The 20,688-nt window shown below is 43.0% G+C and carries 14 protein-coding genes and 1 pseudogene; 7 read left to right on the top strand and 8 right to left on the bottom strand.

Annotation, left to right across the window (positions count from 1 at the left end):
- Nucleotides 1-145: 145 nt before the first annotated feature.
- The 8 genes and pseudogenes from DMB45_RS13405 to DMB45_RS13370 form a co-directional block, all read right to left on the bottom strand.
- On the bottom strand, nucleotides 146-2,440 hold the full coding sequence (locus DMB45_RS13405; protein WP_041504406.1) for a Gldg family protein: 2,295 nt from the start codon (nucleotides 2,438-2,440) through the stop codon (nucleotides 146-148).
- Between the two features lie 20 nt (nucleotides 2,441-2,460).
- Complete coding sequence (locus DMB45_RS13400; RefSeq protein WP_041504407.1) at nucleotides 2,461-3,381, bottom strand: ABC transporter ATP-binding protein; 921 nt, start codon at nucleotides 3,379-3,381, stop codon at nucleotides 2,461-2,463.
- A 128-nt stretch (nucleotides 3,382-3,509) separates the two neighbouring features.
- A complete protein-coding gene (locus DMB45_RS13395; protein WP_041504408.1) occupies nucleotides 3,510-5,138 on the bottom strand; it encodes a PKD-like family lipoprotein in 1,629 nt (542 codons plus the stop codon).
- Between the two features lie 18 nt (nucleotides 5,139-5,156).
- A complete protein-coding gene (locus tag DMB45_RS13390) occupies nucleotides 5,157-5,861 on the bottom strand; it encodes a DUF4843 domain-containing protein (RefSeq protein WP_041504409.1) in 705 nt (234 codons plus the stop codon).
- A gap of 18 nt (nucleotides 5,862-5,879) precedes the next feature.
- Nucleotides 5,880-7,403, bottom strand: coding sequence for a RagB/SusD family nutrient uptake outer membrane protein (locus DMB45_RS13385; RefSeq protein ID WP_041504410.1), 1,524 nt, complete (start codon nucleotides 7,401-7,403; stop codon nucleotides 5,880-5,882).
- An 18-nt stretch (nucleotides 7,404-7,421) separates the two neighbouring features.
- The gene (locus tag DMB45_RS13380; RefSeq protein WP_236684980.1) at nucleotides 7,422-10,832 is read right to left on the bottom strand and encodes a SusC/RagA family TonB-linked outer membrane protein; all 3,411 of its coding nucleotides are present in this window, start codon (nucleotides 10,830-10,832) and stop codon (nucleotides 7,422-7,424) included.
- 108 nt (nucleotides 10,833-10,940) lie between these two features.
- Nucleotides 10,941-12,113, bottom strand: a complete 1,173-nt coding sequence (locus DMB45_RS13375; RefSeq protein WP_041504411.1) for a FecR family protein — start codon at nucleotides 12,111-12,113, stop codon at nucleotides 10,941-10,943.
- A 141-nt stretch (nucleotides 12,114-12,254) separates the two neighbouring features.
- Nucleotides 12,255-12,905: pseudogene (locus tag DMB45_RS13370) on the bottom strand (porin family protein); the annotation flags it as partial.
- A gap of 159 nt (nucleotides 12,906-13,064) precedes the next feature.
- On the opposite strand from DMB45_RS13370, the gene DMB45_RS14950 reads away from it, so the two are divergent.
- From DMB45_RS14950 to DMB45_RS13335, 7 genes are all read left to right on the top strand, one after another.
- Nucleotides 13,065-13,298, top strand: coding sequence for a DUF6043 family protein (locus tag DMB45_RS14950; protein WP_052634854.1), 234 nt, complete (start codon nucleotides 13,065-13,067; stop codon nucleotides 13,296-13,298).
- A 395-nt stretch (nucleotides 13,299-13,693) separates the two neighbouring features.
- Nucleotides 13,694-14,602, top strand: a complete 909-nt coding sequence (locus DMB45_RS13360; RefSeq protein ID WP_041504412.1) for a Gfo/Idh/MocA family protein — start codon at nucleotides 13,694-13,696, stop codon at nucleotides 14,600-14,602.
- A 12-nt stretch (nucleotides 14,603-14,614) separates the two neighbouring features.
- A complete protein-coding gene (locus DMB45_RS13355; RefSeq protein WP_181416522.1) occupies nucleotides 14,615-15,736 on the top strand; it encodes a DegT/DnrJ/EryC1/StrS family aminotransferase in 1,122 nt (373 codons plus the stop codon).
- A 2-nt stretch (nucleotides 15,737-15,738) separates the two neighbouring features.
- Nucleotides 15,739-16,335: an acyltransferase gene (locus DMB45_RS13350; RefSeq protein WP_052634856.1), complete on the top strand. Its 597-nt coding sequence runs from the start codon at nucleotides 15,739-15,741 to the stop codon at nucleotides 16,333-16,335.
- 1 nt (nucleotide 16,336) lies between these two features.
- Nucleotides 16,337-17,605, top strand: coding sequence for a nucleotide sugar dehydrogenase (locus tag DMB45_RS13345; RefSeq protein WP_237143314.1), 1,269 nt, complete (start codon nucleotides 16,337-16,339; stop codon nucleotides 17,603-17,605).
- A gap of 39 nt (nucleotides 17,606-17,644) precedes the next feature.
- Nucleotides 17,645-19,144, top strand: coding sequence for a lipopolysaccharide biosynthesis protein (locus DMB45_RS13340; protein WP_052634859.1), 1,500 nt, complete (start codon nucleotides 17,645-17,647; stop codon nucleotides 19,142-19,144).
- A gap of 4 nt (nucleotides 19,145-19,148) precedes the next feature.
- Complete coding sequence (locus DMB45_RS13335; RefSeq protein ID WP_041504414.1) at nucleotides 19,149-20,348, top strand: glycosyltransferase; 1,200 nt, start codon at nucleotides 19,149-19,151, stop codon at nucleotides 20,346-20,348.
- Nucleotides 20,349-20,688: the final 340 nt, after the last annotated feature.

Here is a 20,688-nt window from a genome sequence, read left to right as displayed (position 1 = left end):
AGTGCCGGAGAAATAGCATTGTTTTCTCCGGCAGCACACTACGGCGGGTTGTTTGTTTTATGTTTAGGTAATTGGTTTCAAATGTTTTTGTAAGTACGTGGAAAGGGATATGAATACCCCTTTCTTGGTACTTGAAAGAATGTTTTTATCTTCCCCGTCTCCGGATCCAGATGATGATAGCCGCGATCGCTAACAAGATCGGGAAGAGTCCCATGAGACCGAGTTTTGAAATATACATTCCCGTTTCACCCACGCGCACGGCGTTGTCGGGCGGATTGGGGCGGCGCACGTCGATGGGCACTTCCTCGTCGGACATCCAGAAGAAGGAGCCGGTAATAAGCGAGTAGTTGGAAGCTCTCACGCCTTTTCTGCTGATGCTGATCTCCCCGTTACTCAGGCAATCGGCATCTCCCAGGATAATGATTTTCTGTTCTTTCTCTCCCACCTTCCGGGTTAAGGCTAAAGCCGTGGTATAAATTTTTTCGATCTCTCCGGCTTCGGGGTTCAATCTCACCGTGTCATCCACGAAATCGGTCGTTTCCACCTCGTTCCAGCAGTTGACGGTGTCGCCCGTGAAAAGAGGAGTGACGTTGAATCCCTTGTCCCGCGTGTATTCTAATGCCGTGCAACCCGGCATCGTGACCACGTATTCCCTCTTGATCATGTTGTCGAAATGATAGGAGAACTCCCCAGCCTCTCTCGTGGGCGTGGCGATGATGAAATCGGCCTGGAAATTTTCAGTCGGTCGAACCAGGCGTCCGGGCATGAATCGTACGCCGAACTGTTCCACGAGAGGATTCATGACCTCTTGCCGCCTGGGCTCCCCGGCGATCATCAGGTTGCCGCCCCGCTCGATATAAGCGTTCAAGCGCCGGTTCTCTTCCGGGGAGAGGGGTTCCCGCATGTCGGCAATAACCAGGATATCGATGTTTTCCGGAATCTCCCTGTCCAGCGTCACCTCGAGGAAATCGAACCCGTTGTTGATCAACGAGTAACGGAAAGGCCTGTCCTGTGCGAACCGGTTGTAATCGCGGTCCCCCTCCTTGATGCAGTCCCTCTCGCCGTGTCCCTTCACGAAACCGACTTTCGGTAGTTCCATCACCAGTCGCTTGAAGGCGGCGGATATCTCGGACTCGAATGGATGCACGTACATGTCATCGAAGACGCGCAAGAACGTTTTCTGGCCGTTTTCTCTCTCCAACACCCTCACGAACCTGTTTTTCTCGGGCGATAGATCTTCCATTTTCCTGACGTCTTCCGGCGTGATGAACATGTTGGTGTCTAAATTCCATGAATTGCATATTTTCACCATGCGTTCCCTGTCGGAAAGCCCCGGGTATCGCTTATCCAGTTGCGGGTTTTCAGCCTTGTCGTAGTAATAGACGTATTTCATCTTGATCTCCGGTTTGAACCGGGTGTATTGTTTGAACCGTTCGAGGTCCCTGTTGATACTGCGTGGTAAAGCGATGGTGTAGTAATTATCGAGGATATTGGTATAGGTCGTGATGGTCAACCCGCCTTCCATTTTTTTCACGATCTCCTGGCTGTTGGTGGTCAATGTCCTGGCCTTGGTACGCGTGGCATCGTAAAAACCCATCAATTTCGGTCTCGAACTGAGGTACCCGAGGAACATGGCGATAAAAACCACCCCGATGTATTTCCCGCACGAAACAGTCCACGCACTCTTTTGCCTGACACCCTGCAACCGGATGATGGAAAGAGCCAGGAAAAGAGCGATCACGATGATGAAGTATAACACGTCGTCGCTACAAATCAGTCCGTTAATAAACTCGGAGGCGCGTCCCCGTATGGATAGCCAGTAGGTGATATCCCTCACGAAAGCGATATCCTGCCACGTGCCCCCGATGAAATTCAACACGGCCAGCACTGCCAGCGTTCCCATGGCGGCCACGACCTGGTAAGAGGTGAGGCTTGACATGAACAGCCCGATGGCCGCGTAGGCGCAGATCAAAAGATAGAGCCCGAGCAAACCTGATAAGGTGGCCACGAAATCAAACGATTTTATAGCGGCAGCCCCGTAGACGACAAAAACGAAAAGGATGAACACGAGCACGATCCCGTAAATCATCATGGATAAAAATTTCCCCAGTATGATCTGAGTGTTGGTAACGGGAGATGAGTACAGTAGTTTAATGGACCCGCTCCCTAACTCCCGGCTCATGAGTCCCATGGTTAACAGGGGTATGTAGAAGTATAGGTATTGTTGCACGTTAGTGAAAAGTCCCCACATCCCGGCGTAGGTTCTCATGGTAACATCCCGTAGGGTATATCCTAATTCCTGGTTCCTGACGAAATTGCTGAAAACGTCAGAGAACGCCATGGCGGCCTGGAAGGTGAAAATCACGATAATCAACCAGGCCACGGGTGAATAGAAAAGAGTTTGCAATTCGGTTCGGGCTATTTTATATATCATTCTCATAACATCAATTTTAAGGGTTATTATTTCTTGGATAATTCTGCAAAGACGGCATCGAGCGAGCTCTTCTCAATATTGATCTCCGTGAGTCTCCATCCCCTTGCCACGCTGGTCTCCACGATACGCTCGCAAACGTCTTGGGCGTCCCCGAATTGTACCCGGAATTTCGTTCCGCCCAATTCTTCCACGGCTAACACGCCCTGTATGGAGCGTAGCTCGTCGACAGGTGGAGCCGCCGCCATGTTGATCAGTAAAGTGTTCGGAATGATATAATTATCGAATTCATCGACCGTCCCGGCGAATACCAGGTTTCCTTGCTCGATCATGCGGATATAATCGCAGGTAGCCTGTACTTCCGGTAGGATATGAGTGGATAGGACCACGGTACGTTCCTCGGCGATCTCCTTGATCAGGTGTCGTATCTCCACGATCTGGTTGGGGTCCAACCCGTTGGTAGGCTCGTCTAACACCACGAAATCGGGGTCGTGCACGATCGCCTGGGCTATTCCCACGCGTTGCTGGTATCCACCCGATAGATTCCGGATCAGCCTCTTTTTGAAGTGGGTAATCCCGCATTTGCCCATCACCTCTTTCACGGCACGCTCCACCTCTTTACCCCTGAGCCATCGTAGATTGGCACAATGCACCAGGTACTCCTCTACCGTCAGGTCCATGTGCAGGGGAGGTTTTTGCGGTAGGAAACCGATATGTCTTTTGGCTTCCACCGGCGACTTTCTCAAGTCGATCCCCTTGATGTAAACACTTCCTTGCGTGGGTTTCAGTACCCCGCACATGATATTCATCGTGGTCGATTTACCCGCCCCGTTGGATCCCAAAAGACCGTATATGCCGTTACGGGAAATTTCGAAATTGATATCCCGAATGGCCCACTGAACGCTATAACGGTGGGATAGATTTTCCACTTTTACAATTGTTTCTTCCATAGTTTTATTTGATTACATAACACATCCCTAATCATACACGAAATATATGATATACAATTTTATAACAAGTAATTTAGGTGTTCATGAGGTCGTTTAATCACGACCTCATGAATGATTTTGGTCTATTTTTATCTGTATCGATCTTCTGCTGACGACCAGTTGGAAAATCTACCGTATTTGAAAATAGAGTGAACGATATTTCCCAATCCGGAATAGTGTTTAATCTCCAATTCTGCGTTTACAGCAGGTGTGGAGGGATCTATATTACCCCGGGCGATAGCATTGACAACCTCTTCCGGATCCAAGTTACAGATATAGAAATGACCGTCGCTGAAAGCGATTCCCATTTCTGAAACAACGGCATTCGTGTGAATGGAAACAATTTTTCCGGTCGGAGGATTTTCTCCTAAATTGCAGTCTTTGTATAAATAATACTTATCATTTTGTTCCCGGTAGAAATAGACTTTTTTGTCTACCGTAAAGAATACGTGAGGACTATCCTGGAAGTAGGTATTTTGTCCCCGTAACATCCAAAATTGCGAATCTTCGGTGAGATTGTAACCTGCAGCAAATTCTTTTTGGACGGGTTGTGACACCTTTATGGTATTTGTTGAGGAATCCCAAGTCAGATAACACTTTTGGAAATAATATTTCCCGGTTTCCGTATCTTTTAAAATGTTTATCAGGTAACAGTCGCCTCCCCATTCGTCGCAGGTTTGGGCATATACTAATTCCATTTTTTGATCCATCCCGTTACAGAAATCGAAATAATCCGGGAACTCTTCTTCGTCGTAGTTTTTGACCAACAAGGGTAACATTTTGTCGTTGCTGGAAGATTTGTATATGGCTAACCATCTTTTGTTTTTATTATCGAACATAAGTTGATAATAGGTCGGTTTGGGGAAGGTAAACGTGGTGATCTCCATTCCACCGGGGTATTCAAGAGGAATCGTGGGGTATTGGGCCGTTTGGAATTGGCTCGTTACGGTTTTGTTCATTCGGGCATACACTTCTCCTTTGGCCGTCAATAACAATTCGACACCGCTGATCGTTCCGTTGGCGTAACATACCTGTACGGGATCAAAACCTTCGTACGGATATTTTTCACCGATAAACTCATCTTTCGTTTGAATTACCTGACTGAAATTTCTTCCGTCCAATTCCACTAATCCGGGTTCTCCTCTCTGCATGACTAATATTTCGTCGTAAGCCGAAGTGAAATGTTGTTCCAGTCGGAACGGTTGGGAGCCGAGAGGTTTATCGGGATGCAAGGTTTTGTAAATATCGGGGTAGAGTTCATACGTGTCAATATGGATGAAGTCCAAAGCGGAGCGTCCTTCTTTGTCGGAGAGAATCAACCATCCTAAAAGATATTTGGCGCTGACCGTTACGGAAAGGGAAGCCCCCCAGCTAAGACCGGTAGATTTTTGTATTACCTGGAAGGTGACATAGGTACTTCCCGATTCGTTGAATGTATAACGACATACTCTTTCTTGCGAGATCTCTTCTCCGTTATAAGTCCATTTAAAATCGTATTGGGTCGAGTCTTCCGTCCCCCAGTTTACTTTACAATCCAACTCGCACTCTTCTCCGACGTAAGCAATTCTGTTACTACGGTCTCCGGATAGAGCCTCGTCTCCCAGGATCGTGATTTTGGGCATCGGAATCCGGGCTGTTTTCGATTTATCGTCATAGCATCCTGTAAATAGTCCCCATAAGACTAAAAACGCGCCTAAATAATATATTATTTTTTTCATATACATCGTTTTTTAGTGTTAGATCAAATTCCCGAGAACCGCTACTTCCATTTCAGAACCGTCTTTTTCATACACGGTTCTTCCTGCCGCTTTTTCATCTGTCAGGTATTTTTTGAATAAAAGCGAATAATTCCGGAGTTCACTGTCCGTTGCATTTGTCAGGTCTACTTTTATCTTGTCCAAGAATAATTGGTATTTTTCATCGGAATATTTACCCAAATAATAATTTACCACGTTGGAATTCCACCATTTGGGTTTTGCGATGATGTTATGGAACCAGATGATAGCCACTCTGTATTCTGTCCTTCCGGCTAAGAAATTTTCAGAATCCTTTATTTCGACCACTAAACGGACTTTTTTCGTGTCTAAAACAGGATTGTATTTTAATTTGATGTAACAGGTATCGATAGCTCTTCCGGCTCTCATAATCGGATTTTCCGGGATTTCGTAGGTTTCTGCCGGGGCCGTGGTATATTCATCCACCACGGAAATTTTATAAGTCTGGTCTTGATCTCCCCTGCCGGTACATCTTACGCTGATCGGGAACTCGATCGTTGTCTCTCCGGGATAAAAGAAGAAAGAGGTTTCGGTAGAATCCGTTTCGGCCTTGTATAGATAGAGGTATCTATTGGAGGTCAAATCGTTGTATGTGGGAATATCTTCCCGTTCGCAACTGGTCAATAGACCTACGATGCTTATTACCAATAAATATATATGTTTCATATGATTTACTTTATAGTATTAATAATAAGATGTTTCACTGTCCGGAAGAGGTAACACGAACCAGGAGTCGGGAGCTTCCCACGGAACGTTTGTTCCGTTATACATCTTTTTCCAGTTTAATTTTTTCAAATAGAACCAGGTTTGTCCCCGCGTCAGGAAATCCCGGCTCAAATCGTTGATCAGAATTTCCATGAAAGAGTTGTAATCGTTTACCGTGCTGGGAATGGGGGTGGTGATATTGCGATTGTCTTTTACCACTTTCAGCGTATTGATGGCCTCCCCGATTTTTCCCTGTTCGGCTAAATATTCTGCTTTGATGTAATAGATTTCAGGAATTTCCAATACCGGCAAGATAACCCGGACCTTTTCGATGTAACTATCCGTTGAATGGGAAGAGTTGGAAGGATCCCATACGCGATAGCGGGAAGTCGACGTGTTATAGAAAGCCGTGTAGCGGTAATCTTCTTTAATATCGTCCGCCCCGAACAGATCGTTTAGTTTTGTCATTTTGAAATAGCTTGTTCCCGCGGCCTTGCTGTAATTTTCCGCAACTTTTGTATTCCACAGACATATCAATCCCTCCGGACATCTTTTGCCGTCGATTAAATTAGGATTGTTATTGGGTTTTTGATCCCAGGCAAATTCGAATCCGACACCTGAATCGATCCACTCCTCTATGATTTCATTTACATAGGGTATGGCTTTGTCATTTTCCCTGTTGTAGGAGTATACCCGTGCCAATAAACCGGTGACGCCCCAGTAATTTAACCGGTATCCCCGGTAAGCGAAAAATCCGGCTGCGTTTCCGTTGGATCGTTGACCGTCGTCCTGTAAGTTTTGAATGCCGTAAAACAACATCGTGCTGAAATATGACATGATACTTTCACCCCAAAGTATATCCACGTCGATGGGTTTCAGGATATCCCGGGCGTATTTCAAATCTTCGATTATATTTTTGATAATCTCAGAGGTCGATTTGTATTCGGGGGATATGTTAGGATAATTCGTCACGTAAGGAATGGCTTTATCCTTGTTTCCTAAAATAGGTGCCGGAGCGAATAAACGTAAAAGTTCGAAGTGCATCAATGCGCGCAAGGCTTTGGCTTCTGCCAATACCATACCTTTCTCCCACGTGTATTCGAAAGGTTTGTCCGTCGTTTCGACTTTTTTGATGATGTTGTTGCAGTTCGCGATAACGTTATAACCGGTTTCCCAAATACTGGCAATGGCATCTTTGGTATAAGAACTTTCAAAGTTTGTATTGTCCATCGCGTATTTGTATTTGGTAGGAAGAGAGCTTGCGGTATAATTTCTGCTTAAAACACTCATCATTCCCCAGGTTAATTCCTGTCCCCATAAAGGATCGGAGGCCGCAATCTGATAAGCTCCGATTAAAGCAGTCCGGAATCCTTTCGTTGTGGCAAAAGCATCTTCTTCGAGAATCTCCTCGTTCGAAAGGACATCTAACCATTTATCACATGAACTGACCAGGATGCAGGTCGATAGCGTGAGAAATAGTGCTATGATTTTTATTTTTTTCATAATCGATGTGGTTAAATATTAGAAACTGACATTCATACTGAAATTAAACGAACGTGCGAAAGGATAGCTCGTACCTCTTTCCTGCTTGATGGAGGAGATGGTTGCGATATCTTCCATGTTGAACTGTAATCTTAACGTACTGAGTCCCCAACGATTTACTAATGCCTTGTTGAAATCGTAACCTACTGTCAGTGAGTTAAATGTTAACGTGTTGTCATCCTGGACGAACCGGGAGGTAGGACGGGTAACGTAAGTTTGGTCTTTGATATCCTTTAACGGGGTTACGTCTCCGATCTCTTTCCAGCGATCGGTTAAAATACGTCGGTCTCCGCTATATGATTTCAAATCAACATTTTCGATGGCTTGTAAGGTTTGATTGTAAGCCTGTCCTCCCCAGCGATACATGAAGGTAGTGTAGAGAGTAAAGTTTTTCCAGCGAACGTTAAGACCGAAAGATCCCGATATTTTAGGATCGGAATCACCCAAATTTTGTTGTTCTTCGGATTTCCACACGTGTGTGGTAGTCCCGTCCCGTTTCACGTATAATTCATCCCCCCGGGCCGGGTCGATGCCCAAAGATTTCATACCGTAGATGGCGGATAGGGAGTTTCCTACCTCGTATTTCATAAAGGGGGTGGCAACATTCGAACTCGTGCTTGTAGAACCGTAACTACTGAAGTGTTCATCGATTCGTTTGTTGTAGTTTTCCAAAGCCTTTCCGATTTTGGTAATGGTATTTTTGTTATGGTTGGCATTGCCGAAAAGATAGATACTCCAGTCTCTGTTTTCAAATGCCCTTATATTGATATCGATATCGACCCCTTCGTTTAAGATTTCGCCTACATTACTTTTGTAAGAGGTGAAACCGGAAGAAGAGGGGATACTTACATCTTCGACCTGATCAAGCGTTTTAGCGTGATAGTAATCCACTTTCAGGGTTAAAGCGTTATTCAATACGGAGATTTCCGTACCGGCATTCCAGGTTCTTACTTTTTCCCATTTAAGGTTTTCATTACCGAGGGCTTTTAATTTCATACCCCGGATATTGGCATAATCTACATCGTATAGAACTTCGTACGTTGTTCTCGCCTGATAAGGGTTGAAATTGGCTTTTCCGGTTTGTCCGTAAGTCGCTCTGATCTTGAATTGGTTCAGGAAACTGATGTTTTTCATGAACGCATAATTGTGAATGTTTATTCCGGTACCGAACGACCAGAAAGTACCTGTTTTCTTTTTACTACCGAAGGCGGAAGATCCATCCAGACGACCGGAAACGTCGAACAAATAAATGTCATTGAAACTGTAATTGAATTGCAGATAGGTGCCGAAACGACGGCTATAACTGTCTTTATAGGTCGGTTTGGAACTCACGTCAACGGCACTGCTGGGGGAAGGAACACTCCCGAACGGAAATCCTTGATAATAAGCATAAGTAGCTTCCTGTTTGGTTTCTGATGCTTCCAGGCCTAAAGAGAAATTCAAATTATGTTTTCCTAATTGTTGGTTGTAAGACAGCAAACCGTTGGCATTCCATTTGCTTGTACGGATTTCCCGGTCCGTGTATTTTCCTTTTAAATCGTTTTCACTTTGATAAAAATCTCCTGAAGCCGGATCCTTGTATTCATCTTCATCCTGTAATTTGAAAGAAGCGCTGAACGTTCCTTTTAACAACCAGTAGTTGTTGATATACCAGCTGATACTTAAGTTGTCGGTAAATTCTTTGTATTTGGTTTTATCGAAACTTTGTAAAGAGGCCTCATACAAGGGATTGTTGATCCGTGTCGCTCCGTTAGGCGGAACGGAGGTACGGTAAATCTCAAATTTTTTATAAGGATTTCCTGTCTCCGGATCATAAGGAGAGAGATAGGGTTTCATTCTTACGTAATCGCTGAATGAACCGTAAGGAGAATCTTCGGAAGACATAATACTTAATGAAGCCTGATTTTTAATCTGTAAGGATTTCCATCTGTAATCGACGGTAATAGCGGCTCCATATACATCCCGAAATGACTTTTTCATTACACCTCCGTTGTGTTGATAGTTTAATTCCAAGCCCCAGCGAAGTTCCTGAGAACCTCCGTCGATATAAAGGAAATGTTTATGATTTACTTCCGTTTGCAAAGGTTTGGAAATCCAATCCGTATCGATGCCGCGGAGGATGTTGTTGTATTGGTTGTCGTAATTGATGATTCCGGCAGCGATGGAATTGGCGTTCGTTCCGGTATATAAACCGGCCTGATATTCCGCTTCCAGCGCTTCGACCGCGTTTAACAGGTGATAACTGCTTAGATCCGGAGCCGAGACGGCTAATGTTCCGGCATAGCTGATCCGGATTTCTCCAGGTTCCGGAGCCGAAGTTTCGATAACGATAACACCGTTGGCGGCCCGTGAACCGTAAACAGCGGTTGCTGCTGCATCTTTTAGGATGGTAACGCTCTCGATCCGGTTGATATCCATATCATATACTTTAGCCATATCCACTTCGAATCCGTCCAAAATAAAAATGGGAGCACTCGGGTTGTTCGTTAAAGCGAATTGAGAGACGTCGTCGGCAGTTAGTTTGTCCAACTCTTTCAATTCTGATGTGCCGGATCGTCCCCGGATATAATACTCGGGCATCGTATTCGGGTCGGAACCCATGGCGTTGTTTTGAATTAATTTGAAAGAGGGATCGAAAACCTGTAAGGCTTTCATTACGTTCTGGCTGGATACTTTCAGGAGATCCTCTTTATTGACTTTAGTGGAAGCCCCCGTGAAACTTTCTTTTTTAATGTTAGCGTATCCGGTTACAACAACATCATTTAAAGAGGTCGTCTCTTCTACCAGAATAACAGTCAGAAATTCTTCTTTCGTGTATTTAATCTCCTGGGGTTTCATCCCGATAAAAGAGAAAATTAACACGGGATCTTTTGTTTCCGGTATGGAGAAAGAGAATTTACCTTCCCGGTCCGTTGCCACACCGATGGCCGAACCTTTAAGACGAATCGTTACGCCGGGAATGGCAACAGAGTCTTTATCCAAGACTTTTCCTTTAATGACCATCTTTTTAATCTCATCCGGTATATTTTTTAGCGGGGAGATAACGATGACATTATCTACTATTCTGTACTTGAATTGTTTTCCGAAAACAATTCGTACGGCCTCTTCCAGAGTCGCTTGTGTTAAATTGATCGTGATTTTCTTGTTTACATCTATCTCTTGCTTGCTGAAAAAGAAATCTTGTTTCAGTTGTTTCTCCAGTTCTATAACGGCTTTTTCGATAGAAACATTCTTTAATTTGAGATTAATTAAAGAATTCTGGCTTTTAACTTCGGCAGATACGTGGGCCAAGCTTACCAGCATTATAAAAATCACGATTTTCATTACTCGTAATAAGTTAAAGATTTTTTCATGCGTGCATAAAAAGCACCAACTTCGTTTTTTTTTCATAACTTTGTAGTTGAAAATTAATACTAAGATTCTCTTAGGAGGATGAGCGAGGGTTGTTCACGGCAATCCTCGTTTTTCTTCCTTTAGTAATAAATAAGTAATCTTTCTTTATCGTTTTGATATGGTTATTGTCCGGCCATTTATGTTAAATGCTATATTCGTTGTTTCTGATATAATATTTAAAACTTTATCCAAATCCATGTCTCTGTTGATCACTCCTTTGAATTCATATTGCTTTATTTCCGGATTTTGATAAAAAACTTGGATGTCGTACCAGCGTCGGAGTTGTTGCATGATGGACTCCAACGTCATGGAATGAAATACGAAACGTCCCTCTTTCCAAGAGATATAATCTTGTACATCCACATGTCTTATATCCGTATTTCCGGTACGTGTGTTCATTACGCTTTGCATTCCGGGTTTCAGAATGATCTCCTGTTTGTTTTTTTCAGAGACGAATCGTACGGAACCGTTTACGAGTGTCGTATATATGTTTTCATCATCGCCGTATGTGTTTATATTGAACGTGGTACCTAATACTTCGACAGATGCATTTTCTATGTGCACGATAAACGGTTTGGTACTGTCTTTTTTCACCGTGAAATAAGCCTCTCCTTTTAAGGTAACTTGCCGTTTGTCCGACAGAAATTTGACCGGGAAACGTAATTCCGATTCGGAATTCAGCCATACCCGCGTTCCGTCCGATAATTCCAGCGGGTAGAATCCGCCCGTGGGTACGACTAACGTACTGTAAATCTCCGATTCGGCCAGATTTATATCGTTGATATGAACTTGTTTGTAGCTAAGTCCTAATAGGGAATCATTTTTGATCCCTTGTACAAAAGGAACCTCTACTCGTTGATTGGTCGATTTTAGCTTGGTTACTTTCCCGTCGGGCAGGATCAATTGGGCTTTTACTTCTCCGGGTGTAATGGCGGCAATCGGAGTTTTCAGCGTGACGCACTCTTTTTCTATCGAACGATTTATGACTTGATTAGCCAATAGGCCGATCACGATGAGGATTGAAGCGGCTACCGACCATCGAATCATATGGCGGTAACTTTGTTGTTTTTGTATGGATTGCAAAAGACGGGAATGTACTTCTTCTTTTATGATTTCGAAGTCTTGAGAAGAGAAGGATTGTCGGATTGCCGCTATTTCATCCAATAGTTTCAGATGTTCCGGATTTTTCAACCAGGCAGTAATTTCTTCTTCATGTAACTCCTTTCGGTGATTTAAGATACGATAGGCAAATTCTATGTCTTGATCGTTGTAATTCATCCTTTTTATGTTATTTTATCAATAACACAACGACCCCCTGAAAACGGGTGACAAGCTTTTGGATTTTTTTTTTAAGAATGTTTTTTCGGCAGTCTTTTTAATGTTCTATTTTAAACTCGAATGGAAAAGAGCGGAGAAGAGTTAAAAATTATAGCCAACTCCGATTGAAAAATTACGATTCTTAATTTTATAATCTTTCCATTGATCCTTATCGGCAATATTTGCCAATCCCAGATCATAATTTAAACCGACGTAAAACTTTTTAATTGAAACTCCGATTCCAAAGCTTAACCCGGCGTCAAATCTTTTTAGACCGCCTTTTCTGTTGTCTGACTCATCTTCAGACTCGTCATCACCCGATTTGGTTGTTCCAAAAGCTTTGTAGTCTCCCTTGTATTTTTCCCCGCCGATTGTTGCGTTCCATTTTACTTTTCCTCCTAATCCAAGCGCTAAATATGGACCAGCGTTGATATGTAATTTCATATTGTCGCTCAATGCAATCCTATACGAAGCGAGGATCGATAACGGTAAATAATTCAGCTTCCATTTTTGTTCATATTTATCGCCTTCTTCTTTTTCACTGTCATGCGCACTTTGGGTAGAGAAATACAATCCGGGTTGAATATAAAATGCTTTACTAAGTCCCCAATCGTAAATCACACCGATTTTAAATCCTAAACGACTTTTGAAATCATTTTCATAATCCGATGCTTTGTCTCCTTCTGCAAGAGAACCATCGTACTTGTTCATAATGTTCGAGAGATTCATATTGCCTCTTACGCCGAACCTTGATTCTTGTGCGTTTGCACAATTGCCGTACTTGCGATAATAACCGCTAACATGAGAATTTTTTTCATAAAAATGATATTGTGTACCTCAATTCCCAGATAGGTGATTTAACCGGTTGTATTACGGCAAGAGTTTCGAGGCGATGATAAGTATTATAGACAGATGAAGAACCCGAAGGTGGCCAATGCCGACAAACTCGGTTGCTCTTTTGTCGCCAGACAGATTGTAGTTATACCCATCAGGAACGGCTTCCGTATCCGAGTAGACTGGGACAGATACTTCTCCATGAACAAGGCCATGAAGAAAGGCCATGTCGGTGAATGGGCTTTGCAGATTGCTACTGCTGTGCTGAACTGGAGGCAGGTAATGACAAAAATGTCAGTGCAACAAATTTAGCGGAAAATAATATTGATGCAACGTTCAAGTTATAATACACAACCGGAAAGAAAAAGATACAGAAACACCCGCTTGCAGACTATTTTGACTGTGAGAATAAGTAAGCTGTTATAGAGTGTATCCGCAAATTCGATCCCGACGACACGAGCGCCGTCCGCCAGGCACTTCCGTTCGATGTGTTGAAAAAAATGTTTGATGTCCTATGTCAGTCGCACCCGCGTTAAATTATTTAAAAAGGAGGGGGGATTTTGTAATATGTATATAATATAAGTAATTTCGCACTGAGAAAAGTCGGCATGAATCATGCTTGGCACCGTTCAGAGAAAACCATAAAGGAATGGTTTGGGTAGATTTAAATAGACTCTGAAAATTAAGGTGAATATAATATTTTGTTGATGAAACGTTTAGGCTTTATTGGAGTGGCGGGATATGTGGCGACTCGCCATCTTGCTGCCATGAAAAGTTTGGGATGCGATTTGGTCATGGCTCATGGTTTGTCTGATAGTGTGGGCGTTATTGATAGTTATTTCCCTGACGCTTATTTTACCACTGATTATGAGACGTTTGTAAAGGCGATTGAAAAGAGTGTGGATTACCTGGCCGTGTGTACCCCCAATCATCTTCATTATAAACACTCTATTATGGGCTTGAGAGCTGGAGCAGATGTTATTTGCGAGAAGCCTTTGGCATTGAATGGTGAGGAACTTTTTATAATGAGAGAGGCTGAGATACAATCAGGACATCGCGTATATCCGATTTTGCAATTGCGGCTTCACCCTGAAATAGTACGCTTAAAGCAACTGGTTGACATACAGTCATCTGATTGCATACATGATGTTGAACTTACTTATGTGGTTCCTCGCGGAAAATGGTATGCCGAATCATGGAAAGGTGACCTGTCCCGCAGTGGCGGATTAATACTGAATATTGGGGTTCACTTCATTGATATGTTGCTATGGGTGTTCGGAAGCATGGATAATTTCTATGTGCATCACTCCGCTTCCGATTGCATTGCCGGGGTAATGCTACTTAAACGAGCCAGAGTGAAGTTCTTTTTGAGTATCAACCGTACGTATGCGGCCGATCAGTCTTCCTGTCGCAGGCTTGATATTGATGGCGAAAAGTTTGATTTTTCTAATGGTTTTTCTAATCTCCACACACTCTGTTACGAACGTATTTTTCAAGGAGATGGTTTCTCTATTGCTGACGCTGCACCTGCCATTGAGACAGCTTCAATGATACAAAAGGAGTCTGTTTCTGCATTGACAGGAGATTGCCATCCCTTTGTCCGGTTTGTATTTTAAATTCTATTTCCGATGATAAAGATGGTTGATCTCCAGGCACAATATTCTGATTTGCGAGACAAAATGGATTGCGCCGTGGGTGATGTCATGATTGGCGGCTCGTTTATCAATGGAACCGATGTACATGCTTTTGAGGTTGAGTTGGCTGAGTATGTCGGTGCCCGGCATTGCATAGGATGTGCCAATGGTACCGATGCGATTATTCTGGCTTTGATGGCTGTCGGATTGTGTCCTGGTGATGAAGTTATTATTCCCTCTTTTTCGTTTGTTTCCGCTGCAGAGGCGGTAGTTCTTCTTGGAGGGCATCCGGTATTTGCCGATGTCAATCCTATTACGTTTAATATTGATTATGAAAGTGTGATACGGTTGATTACTTCTCGTACTAAAGCCATCATTCCAACACATTTGTTTGGTCAGCCATGTGACATGGAGCGGATTATGGAGATAGCTGACAGATATCGGCTCGTGGTAATAGAGGATAATGCTCAGTCGTTGGGATCCCGATTCGTGTTTTCCGATAAAAGTAGTCGATATGCAGGAACGATAGGTTTGGTCGGTTGTACATCTTTCTTTCCGAGCAAAGTGCTTGGGTGCTTTGGTGACGGTGGTGCGTTGTTTACTGATGATCCTGAGCTTGCTCATAAGATTAAGTCGCTTGCTAATCATGGACAAGGTGTAAAATATCATCATTATTATGTTGGTTTAAATTCCCGTCTTGATACCTTACAGGCTGCGGTATTGAGGGTTAAGCTACCTCATCTTGACCGATGGATTGCTCATCGGCGTCATGCGGCTGCTGTTTATACAGCCATGTTGTCAGATGTCCCTATGATTCAGACTCCTGTTGAGGCTGTTTTCGGAACCCATATATATCATCAGTACACACTAAAAGTTCCTTCCGAAACTCGCGATAGCCTGCGCAGGGCATTAAAGGAAGCCGGTATCGAATCTATGGTTTATTATCCTAAGCCGTTACATTTGCAGCCAGCCTACCATAAGGCGTGTTCGATGGATAAGAAAATAACAAATGCCTTAACACTTTCTGAATCCGTTTTGTCTATTCCTATGCATGGAAATATTACAGAAGATGATCAAAGGATTGTGATAGAGGCTATAAAGAATTTTTACAAGTAAGTATGTGTAATTATTGTGAATGTACGGATGATATATTTATTCATCCTACTGCGGTAGTTGATCCGGGAGCAAGAATAGGACGCGGATGTAAGATTTGGCATTTTTCTCATGTCATGTGCGGAGCTGTTCTTGGTGATATCTGCAATTTGGGGCAGAATGTTATGATAGCATCTGGTGTCACTATTGGGCGAAATGTTAAGATTCAGAACAATGTGTCTCTGTATGAAGGAGTCATTTGCGAGGATGATGTCTTTTTAGGTCCCTCGTGTGTCTTTACTAATGTCCGCAATCCTCGCAGCGAGATTTCCCGGCGAGGAAATTATGAGAAAACGATTGTGCGTAGGGGGGCTACCATTGGTGCTAATGCAACCGTGGTTTGCGGAGTGACAATTGGTTGCTATGCATTTATTGCAGCTGGATGTGTGGTAACTCATAATGTTCCTGATTATGCTGTAGTGATCGGTGTACCAAGTCGGCAGATTGGTTGGATGAGTCGTTATGGCCATATGCTTGAGTTTGACTGTAATGATAATGCCGTGTGTCCTGAGTCGGGAATAAAGTATCATCGGTGTGGTAATGTGATTTTTGAATATGAATGACATGAGTACGATATTTCAGCGTCTTCTTGATCGAGAGACTTCTGTGGCTGTTATTGGGCTTGGGTATGTGGGTGCTCCTGTTGCGTTGGAGTTTTCCAAAATCTTTAATGTGATAGCTTATGACATATCCGAGTCCCGTGTGAATCATCTTCGTGACGAATGTGTTCATTTATCACAGTCGTTGAATGTCACATCCTCTGATAGTGCTCTTGACGATGCGTCCCTCTTTATTGTGACGGTAGGTACTCCCGTTGACAGGTACATGCGTCCCGATTTATCTCAGCTCATGTCTGCTACGCGTACTGTCGGTCTTCATTTACAGTTAGGTGATTATGTCGTGTATGAGTCTACGGTGTATCCTGGTTGTACAGAGTCTGAGTGTGTGCCATTGTTGGAAAAAATCTCGGGATTAAGGTGTGGCATTGATTTTAAAGTTGGTTATTCTCCTGAACGTATAAATCCCGGTGATTCGGCGCATACTTTATCTAATACTCCGAAAGTTGTGTCAGGCATTGATAAGGCTGCCACTGAGGAATTACAGAAAATTTACGGCTATGTTATTACAGCCGGTGTACATGCGGCTTCCTCCATTAAGGTGGCCGAGGCGTCAAAAATCGTAGAGAATGTTCAACGTGCAGTTAATATTGCATTGGTGAACGAATTGTCCGCATTATTTTCGCATATGGGGATGAGCCTGCGCAAGGTGCTCGATTTGGCTTCTACAAAATGGAATTTTTCCTCTTATGCTCCCGGTTTGGTTGGCGGGCATTGTATCCCTGTAGATCCGTATTATTTAATTTCCGAAGCTCGTCATTGGGGAATGGATTTACCTTTGATCAAGTATAGTTGTGTAGTAAACGATGGTATGTCAGACTATATAGCCCGTTCGGTACTTGATAGGATTGACCTGTCTCGCCCAAAGCCGGCAAAGGCATTGATAATGGGAGTCACCTATAAAGATAATTCCGATGATATTCGCAATCCGGCCGTATTCCGTCTTAGGGAATTGTTAATGGCGGGTGGCGTTGCGATCGATCTGGTAGACCCTCATGCTGATATGGCTAATGTCAAAAAAGTTTTTGGGGTTGATATGTCCTCAAATATCTGTCCCCCTTATAATGTTGTCATTGTTACTGTAGGACATAGCGATTTTTTGGATTTGGACGAAAACTATTTCTTATCGATAACCATTGACAAGGATGCTTTGTTAGCTGATTTGAAAGGAATTTATCGAGGTCGTATAAAGAATATGAAATATTGGACATTGTGATTGTTGTGCCGAATGATTATGTGTAAAAACGTCAAGAATATGCCTCCTGCAATGGGCGAGAGCCGTACGGCAGTTACAGCGTGGCTTGGTCTGGCTAATATGGCATCTTTTTGTATGTCACTGGCATTGGCGTCAATATTGAGCCGTTTCATGGATCAATCCGCTTACGGTACATACTGCCAAATATTCTATGTATATAACACGTTGTTGATTATATTTTCTTTGGGCCTTCCCAAGAGTTATTCCTATTTCTTGACATTGGTGCCGGTTAACGAAGGACGTTCAGTGGTCTGTAAGCTTAATATGCTGTTTATGTTGCTTGGTGCATTGTTTTCCCTGACCTTATTTTGCGGATCCGGATGGATTGCCGGGTTACTGGGCAATCCTATGTTAGACCAGTATATTCGCTGCTTCTCTCCAGTACCCTTGTTGCTAATGCCGGTTATTGGTGTCGAGGGTGTCCTTACGGTCTATAAGAAGACTCGGCTTATTTTTATTTATGTGTTGATAAGTCGTTTGGTAACGCTGGTATGTGTGGTAATGGCAGTGACGGTTTTTGACACCGGGATTAAAGGTGCAGTTACAGGTTTTGTGGTTGCATCGGCACTGACATGTGCCGTCGGCCTGCTATTGATGTATATTCCTTTCTCTGGTATTGGGTCTGTGTGCAGTTCGCTAAGGCTTGTCGATGTTTTCAGGTTCTCTTTGCCTGTTTTTTATGCAGGAATATATGGATTCATCATATTGTCGTCAAGCCCGTTTTTTGTAAGCCGATATTTTGGAGAATGTGAATTTGCCGTATTCGCCAACGGATTTCGTGAATTACCGTTGGCGAACATGATTGTCAGTGCTGTCGGGACTGTTATGCTGCCTGAGTTTTTGAGAATGCGTTGCGCCGGTACTTCTAAAAGTGAGTACGTATCGTTGTGGAACAGGACAGTCTATAAATCAGCGGCATTGATATATCCGGTGGCTATATATTGTTTTATTTTCGCCGAGGATATAATGATGTTTTTGTTTGGGAATGGTTATCAAGATGCGGCACATCTGTTTCGCATCATTACAGTAGTTAATTTTGTTCGAGTGCTTCCCTACGGTCCGATAATGTTTGCGGTCGGAAAGGGAAATGTTTTTGCAAATATTCATTTGTTTATTGCCATCCTGATTGTCTGTCTCGATATCGTCTGTGTTCGATTTTTTCCGTCTTTTACCGGTATTGCCGTGATATTTGTCTCCACTACCATATTATGCCTGATTCTTCTGATGAAATCTATCTCCCGTATGTTCGATGTCAGTCTTTCTCGCATGATACCGTGGGGTGGCCTTGTCAGGTTGTTGGTGAGTTCATTGTTAGCTGGTTTGGTGTCTAAGGTAATTTTGGAATTGTGCAATGCTAATGGTGAATTGGTTCGTTTTGTCATTGGCTCATTTGCCTATCTCATGGTTTATATTTTTGTCTCTCGCATTGCCGGCATCAGATATTTTTCTTTAATAAAGTCGGTGTTGTCCACGTTTAGATTAAAAACAAACAATCCATAACGTTATGAATATATTGATAATATCTAATTACTTTTTCCCGAATAATAGAATAGCTTCTTTTCGGATTAATGCTTTTGCCAAATATTTTCATGAAGTCGGTTATGAAGTGACTGTAGTTACTGAAGGTTGTTGTGATTATACGACGTTTTGGGAGGGGTGTGAAATACATTATCTTAAGGATCCTGTTATTTCTGAACAGCAATTGCACCAATATTTGCAATCTCGGCGGAAGTGGGTTCCCCGGCGTATTGTTCGGGCTTTGGAATACCGTTTGACGCTTGATGACAAACGTTTATGGCGTATTAGGGCTCAAAAACGTGTGAAAACGCTGTTTGATAGCAGGAAATTTGATGTGGTATTGACTACTTATGGGATGTTGTCACCGCACATGATCGCTTTGGCTATGCGTAGGAAGGGATATCAGTTTTATTGGGTAGCTGACATGCGTGACGAGATGTCGAAGATTAAATGGCCGAAAGACAGGTGGAAAATATCCCGTAGACTTGCGGGGCCTGAACGTCGGATATTGAATAATGCCGATTTAGTGTTGTCTGTGTCGAAGCCGATTCTAGACGATTTCCGGGCTATGACTATACATGATCGCTTTCTTGAGATCAGAAATGGCTATGACTATGAAGAAGTTCATGAAACCAATTTCCAAAACCACTTCACTATGGGATATATAGGTCACTTTTATGGCCAGATAACTCCTGATAATTGGTTTAAGGCTTATTCTGAATTAATATGTGAAGGACGGTTACCGGCCGACAGTAAAATAAAGATAGTAGGAAATTATATGAAGTTGAATATTCCCGATTCCATAAAGTCTAATGTTGAGGAACTTGATGCTGTAATCCATGATGAAGCCATAAGGATATCAGTTTATGAAACAGATGTCTTAGTCATGGTACATCCCAAAGGGCGCAAGGGAGTTTATTCAGGAAAGCTTCTTGATTATCTGGCTACTAATAAGCCAATTATAGCTATGTATGATCCTACTGATGTTGTTGGTGCTTTAATGGAGGAGACCAAGGCAGGCTTTGTAGTAGACGAGTCTGATATAAAAGGCATTAAAGAGGTCATTATGAAGTGCTATCGTATATGGCAAAATCGTGAAGTTTTGCCTCGTAATTGGGATAATATTCGTCAATATTCGCGTCGTTATCAGACTCGTTTGCTTATTGATTATCTTGCTTCCAGGTGATTATGTGTTTTTTGTAATGGATTGGGAAAGTACTTTTGTAGCCCAACTAAATTTTTTAGTTCTTTGTGGCAAAAGAAATCTTATTTATGAGCATTAACATGAAGAAGAATAAGCGTAAAACTACGTGCTACCCATTATCTTTGACAGTCCTGAGAAAACCTTACACTCGATAGATAGACAGCAGACCCACGCTGAAATCCGCGTAGGAAACCGCCTGTGCCATTCTCGAGTGTTTTGATAATTTCTCAGGTTCTCAAAGACAAGAATGAAGCACACGCTTCTTACAATATTTTCCGTTTACATCGACAATCGCAGGATGCTTCCCACCGCTTATCGCAAT

Origin of the sequence: Sanguibacteroides justesenii, assembly GCF_003204205.1 — a bacterium.
GTDB lineage: Bacteria > Bacteroidota > Bacteroidia > Bacteroidales > Marinifilaceae > Gabonibacter > Gabonibacter massiliensis.
Note: the sequence above shows the minus strand (reverse complement) of the source record. Positions and strands in the feature narration are given on the sequence as shown.

Coding starts and splice junctions, on each gene's coding strand:
- DMB45_RS13355 (WP_181416522.1), top strand. CDS start 14,615: ATGATAAAGATGGTTGATCTCCAGGCACAATATTCTGATTTGCGAGAC.
- DMB45_RS13385 (WP_041504410.1), bottom strand. CDS start 7,403: ATGAAAAAAATAAAAATCATAGCACTATTTCTCACGCTATCGACCTGC.
- DMB45_RS13375 (WP_041504411.1), bottom strand. CDS start 12,113: ATGAATTACAACGATCAAGACATAGAATTTGCCTATCGTATCTTAAAT.
- DMB45_RS13390 (WP_041504409.1), bottom strand. CDS start 5,861: ATGAAACATATATATTTATTGGTAATAAGCATCGTAGGTCTATTGACC.
- DMB45_RS13395 (WP_041504408.1), bottom strand. CDS start 5,138: ATGAAAAAAATAATATATTATTTAGGCGCGTTTTTAGTCTTATGGGGA.
- DMB45_RS13345 (WP_237143314.1), top strand. CDS start 16,337: ATGAGTACGATATTTCAGCGTCTTCTTGATCGAGAGACTTCTGTGGCT.
- DMB45_RS13340 (WP_052634859.1), top strand. CDS start 17,645: ATGCCTCCTGCAATGGGCGAGAGCCGTACGGCAGTTACAGCGTGGCTT.
- DMB45_RS13350 (WP_052634856.1), top strand. CDS start 15,739: ATGTGTAATTATTGTGAATGTACGGATGATATATTTATTCATCCTACT.
- DMB45_RS13335 (WP_041504414.1), top strand. CDS start 19,149: ATGAATATATTGATAATATCTAATTACTTTTTCCCGAATAATAGAATA.
- DMB45_RS13405 (WP_041504406.1), bottom strand. CDS start 2,440: ATGAGAATGATATATAAAATAGCCCGAACCGAATTGCAAACTCTTTTC.
- DMB45_RS14950 (WP_052634854.1), top strand. CDS start 13,065: ATGAAGAACCCGAAGGTGGCCAATGCCGACAAACTCGGTTGCTCTTTT.
- DMB45_RS13360 (WP_041504412.1), top strand. CDS start 13,694: ATGAAACGTTTAGGCTTTATTGGAGTGGCGGGATATGTGGCGACTCGC.
- DMB45_RS13400 (WP_041504407.1), bottom strand. CDS start 3,381: ATGGAAGAAACAATTGTAAAAGTGGAAAATCTATCCCACCGTTATAGC.
- DMB45_RS13380 (WP_236684980.1), bottom strand. CDS start 10,832: ATGAAAAAAAAACGAAGTTGGTGCTTTTTATGCACGCATGAAAAAATC.